Consider the following 4,761-nt stretch of genomic DNA (forward strand, 5'->3'; position numbering starts at 1 on the left):
TTTTTTTATTTGTGTAAATCCGTGCAAATTCGTGGGAAATCAGCTTTTCTTTAACTCGACCACCGTCATTCCCGTTCCCCCTTCATTCCAGTTAGCCAGACTAAACCCCGCCACCCGGGGGTGCTTCCTCAAATAGTCGTGAACCTTTTTCCGCAGCGCCCCGGTACCCTTCCCGTGAATGACCCGAATCTGACTCAATCCCCCCAGATACGCCTGATCGATCGCCCGCTCCAGGACGGGTTCGGCCTCATCCATGGTCATCCCCCGCAAATCGATTTCATCGGTAAGGCGGTCAGACACGCTTCCGCCCACAATGGAAATCTTTGCCCGCCGCTTTTTCGGCGCCTTCACCTTCTCCAGCTGGTTCACATCCACCTTGAGCTTCATCTCGCCCGCTTCCAGCCACACCTTACCGGAGTTATCCGGCTCGGAGACCACCGTGCCCACCACTCCCATCGGAATCCATCTGGCGGAATCGCCTTTTGCGGGAGGCTGCCCGGCAGGCTCGATTTCAGGCGTCATCTCCTGCAGAGTTTTGTCAATCTCTTTCTGAAAGGCCTTAACCTCCGCTTTGGCCTTACGAATGCTTTCCCGCTCCGCCTGTTGGGTGCGAATGTCTTTTACCGTTTTCTCAATCAGGGCATTCGCCCGCCGGACGATGTCACGGGATTCCTCCATGGCCTTGCGTTTCAGTTTTTGCTCTTCTTCTTTGAGCTTACTGGTTTTTTCTTTGTAAAGCTTTACCAGCCCGTCCAGTTCCGCTTTCTTGACCTCTGCCTTTCGAAGCAATTCCTCGTAATGATTGATCTTCTTTTCCAGATCGAGTAAAAACTGTTCCAGGCGATTCTTTTCTTCCCCCGCGTAGGCCTGCGCTTTCCGAAGCATGTCTTCCGGGAGCCCCAGACGCCGGGCAATTTCAAAAGCATAGCTGCTTCCCGGAATGCCGGCCCGAAAGTGGTACGTGGGCAAAAGCGTCTCTTCGTCAAACGTCATCGACCCGTTTTCAGCGCCTTCTAATTCGTAGGCAAAGGCTTTCAGCGCTCCCTGATGCGTGGTTACCACCGTCATGCAGCCGATTTCCTTCAGCTTCTCCAGAAACGCCATTGCCAGTGCCGCTCCTTCCACCGGATCGGTGCCCGTCCCGATTTCATCAATCAAAACCAACGACCGCTCCGTGGCCCTGGCGAGAATTTCACCCAATCGTCCCACATGCGCCGAGAACGTGGACAAATCCTGTTCCACGGACTGCCAGTCACCAATGTCCACAAAAATCTGATCAAACACAGGAAATCGGGAAAATTCATCCGCTGTGATGAGAAGTCCCGCCTGTGTCATAATTGAAAGCAGGCCGATGGTTTTAAGGGCCACCGTCTTCCCGCCGGCGTTGGGCCCGGTAATGACCAGAATGTGGAAATCCTCTCCCATCTTCAGATTGAGCGGGATCACTTTTTTGGGATCGCCAAACTTAAGAAGCAAAATGGGATGCCGTCCGTTTCGAATCTCCAGATTTTTTTCGGAGATGTCCGGTTTCTGGGCGTGGAGTCGCAGCGCAAAACGGGCTTTCGCATGAATCAAATCCAGCGTCGCCAACGCATCCAGATTTTCTTCGATATCGAAGAGATGCACGCGGATGAGGCCGGTTAATTCCCGAAGAATGCGGGCAATTTCCCGGGTTTCCTGCAAATGCAGCTCCCGAATCCGATTATTCATTTCAATAATTTCAAAGGGTTCCACAAAAAGGGTGGCGCCGGTTGCAGAATGATCGTGAATCAGCCCCTGGATCCGCCCCCGGTACTCCTCCTTCAAAGGCAGAACCATTCGCCCCTCGCGCATGGTAATGACCGCATCCTGAAGCATATCTTTGTGCGATTCCACAATCGAAGCCATGCGTTTTCGCACACGATCGGCAGAGCGGTTCATCTCCTTCCGAATAGCGGCCAGTTCAGGGGACGCCTGATCCTTCACAGCCAAACCGTGGATGTCGATGGAATGAGTGATGACATTCTCCAGATCCCGAAACGGGTGGAGACGGGAAATAAATTTTGAGAGCAACGGGTATTTTTCCGTTCGCGCTTTCAAATATCGGGAAATTTTCCGCACCGCAACCAGGTTTTTGTAGAGAACAGAAAACTCCTCGAGCATAAGTTGACTGCCTTCGTGAGCGGCTTTCCGAAGGGCTCCCCGGCTGTCGCCGATTTCGGAGATCGGGAACACATCATCGTAGGCCAAAAGCGTGGCCATTTCCGCCACCCAGTTCAGGTGAAGACGGATCAATTCGCGGTCGTGCAAGACAACCATGCTTTGAACCAATTCGCGGCCGGGGTCCGAAAGGGCCTCTTTTTCAATCTCGTCCCTGATTCGCGAGAATTCAAGGGATTGGTAGAGCTCCTGGGTGGTCATTTGCGCCTCTGAATGGGTAAGGAATCCTTTTCTGTATTTCGCTGAACGGATTTCAGAAGCTCCCTCACCGGTGCGCTAAGAGGTTTTGTACGTGAAGAAACCGCCTGGTTCACTTCGTCGTAGAACGATTTTGTAGAGGGGGCGACGGACACCACCCAATCGAACAGGTGAGGTGCAAACTTCTGCATGGGCCGAAACAAAAGGGAATCGCTTTCGTAGCTGCGGTATGTGGAGTTGAGGGGCAAGAATCCCACAAAAAGAACCAGCAGGCTGGTGATGACGGCCCCCTTCAAGAGGCCAAACGCCCCGCCGCCCAGATGGTCCAGCCAGCTTAGCATCGTGATCTGCAAAATTTTTTGGAGAATTTTTGCTACTACGAGCGTCCCCCAAAAAACAAGCACAAAAATCAGGATAAAGCTGATCAGCATGGCCAGAACAGGTGACACATTTAGAACGGACATCAGAAGGGCAGAGCCGAAACTCATCCAGCGAATGGCCAGAATCAGGGCCAAAATAATGGCAATAAACCCCATCACCTCACCAATGAGACCCCTAAAAACGCCCCGAAGGGTGAAGATGAGCAGGATGGTTAAGATAGCAATGTCAATGATATTTAAATTCATATTTCGTTGGCGACTCGTTCGTTGGTTCGTTTTTTAGATGATTGGTTTTGCACGCTGCCCGTTAGTGGGTAGAACTCCGCCGGTCACTTCGATATGATTCGCCTGCCGGCAAATCACTCAGTGACCAAAGCACGTCGCCGTCCAATCACCTAAAACAGTTCTCTTTCCCCTTTGAAAAGCAACCGAAATTGTAAATTCAAACCCCCAAAGCACCACCGGTTGCTGAGTGCCTGCCGCAGGCAGGTGTATCGAAGCAACCTGCACACGTTCCCCTTTGAAGGGGGATCTTTTTTCACGTGCCTGCTCCAAACAAAAAAAGTGAATTTGGCGCCCGCCGCATTCACTTTTTTTTAAAATTTGCAACCAATTAAAAAATCAGGCCAGTTTCGATCGGACGATTTCCTGAACCAATTTCCCGTCGGTTTTGCCTTTCAAACGGGCCATGGCTTCTTTCATCACACGGCCCATATCCTTCATGGAAGATGCTCCGATTTCATCAATGACACCCGAAATAACGGCCTCCACCTCTTCCCGTGAAAGCTGTTTGGGAAGATAGGTTTGAATAATGGCCAACTCTTCTTTTTCCTTAGCCGCCAATTCCGGCCGATTCCCTTTTTCGTACAGCTCAACGGCCTCTTTTCTTTTTTTTGCGGCTGATTGTAAAACCTGGAGCTCTTCCTCTTCCGTTAACTCACGCCCCTTGTCTATCTCAACATTTTTGATTTGAGCTTTAATCATTCGCAGAACATCCACCCGGTTTTTATCACCGGATTTCATGGCCGATTTGAGATCCTGCGAAATTTTATCCATCAAACTCATGGGGCAATCCTGTTTACATTTCCTGCATCATTAACTTGCGCTGACGGCGTTTTGCCGCATTCAGCTTGCGTTTCCGCCGCTCGCTGGGCTTTTCGAAATGCTCGTGCTTTTTGATGTCAGACATCAAACCGGCCTTTTCGCAAGCCTTTTTGAAGCGTTTAAACGCCCTCTCAAAGCTTTCATTGTCTCGAACTACTACGGATGGCATGCAGAGAACAACCTCCTTTCAATTATTTTATTTTTACCCATTAACCCACATTAATCACAAATTACAGCCACGAAGACACCAAATCACAAGGAAAACAACGAATTAAAGAACTTTGATTTTTAAGACTCAATTTTCAAACCAAAAATTAAGACCCGTTCATTTAACTCAAAATAAATGAAATCCGTGTGAATCCTTTGCGTATTCGTGCATTTGCAAATGTTGGATTACAATGTTCAAATTTATGAAATTTTTTGGTGGAAGTCAAGGAATAATTGGCTTTAAGCGGATTAATTGTTCCGGTCTTTTTTTCTATCGAACAAAAAGGATTTTGCGAATCTCTTGAGCATTCTCCCGCTTCACGCGCAGAAAATAGACGCCCGCCGGAACCGGCTGCTGATTTTTTCCGGTACCATTCCAAAAAAATACGTGTTTCCCCGTATGAGATCCGCTCCAATCAAACTGTCTCACCTCTTCCCCCAAAAGATTCCAGATGCCGATCGTTGTTTTTCCTGCTGAATTTTCTGGAACCCGTACGCTGAAACCTACTTCGGTTTTACCCACGCCCGGCCCAAACGGATTGGGATAGGCCTCGGAAAGCTGCATGTGATCAGGCTGGGAGCCGGATTCATCCGTCTGTCCCGAAAGAGAGGCAGACACAATGGCATGTACCGCCGAGTTTCCATTAAAATCGATATCCTTAAGGCGATAGTA

At 49.6% G+C, this 4,761-nt stretch carries 5 protein-coding genes; all 5 read right to left on the bottom strand.

Going from position 1 to position 4,761, the window contains the following annotated elements; genetic code table 11:
* Positions 1-39 precede the first annotated feature (39 nt).
* Entirely contained in the window at positions 40-2,400 is a 2,361-nt protein-coding gene (locus tag GXO76_04490; protein NOY77109.1) for an endonuclease MutS2, read from the bottom strand.
* On the bottom strand, positions 2,397-3,023 hold the full coding sequence (locus GXO76_04495; protein ID NOY77110.1) for a CvpA family protein: 627 nt from the start codon (positions 3,021-3,023) through the stop codon (positions 2,397-2,399). Before GXO76_04495 ends, GXO76_04490 begins: the two co-directional genes overlap by 4 nt.
* 375 nt (positions 3,024-3,398) lie before the next feature.
* Positions 3,399-3,842 (bottom strand): GatB/YqeY domain-containing protein, encoded by a 444-nt coding sequence (locus GXO76_04500; GenBank protein ID NOY77111.1) that lies wholly within the window; start codon positions 3,840-3,842, stop codon positions 3,399-3,401.
* A 13-nt stretch (positions 3,843-3,855) separates the two neighbouring features.
* Complete coding sequence (gene rpsU / locus GXO76_04505) at positions 3,856-4,050, bottom strand: 30S ribosomal protein S21 (protein ID NOY77112.1); 195 nt, start codon at positions 4,048-4,050, stop codon at positions 3,856-3,858.
* Positions 4,051-4,359: 309 nt separating this feature from the next.
* Positions 4,360-4,761, bottom strand: a 402-nt coding sequence (locus GXO76_04510; GenBank protein ID NOY77113.1) for a T9SS type A sorting domain-containing protein, incomplete at its 5' end; no start/stop codon positions are given.

The organism is Calditrichota bacterium (assembly GCA_013151735.1).
Lineage (GTDB): Bacteria > Zhuqueibacterota > JdFR-76 > JdFR-76 > BMS3Abin05 > BMS3Abin05.

Coding starts and splice junctions, on each gene's coding strand:
- GXO76_04500 (NOY77111.1), bottom strand. CDS start 3,842: ATGAGTTTGATGGATAAAATTTCGCAGGATCTCAAATCGGCCATGAAA.
- GXO76_04495 (NOY77110.1), bottom strand. CDS start 3,023: ATGAATTTAAATATCATTGACATTGCTATCTTAACCATCCTGCTCATC.
- GXO76_04490 (NOY77109.1), bottom strand. CDS start 2,400: ATGACCACCCAGGAGCTCTACCAATCCCTTGAATTCTCGCGAATCAGG.
- rpsU (NOY77112.1), bottom strand. CDS start 4,050: ATGCCATCCGTAGTAGTTCGAGACAATGAAAGCTTTGAGAGGGCGTTT.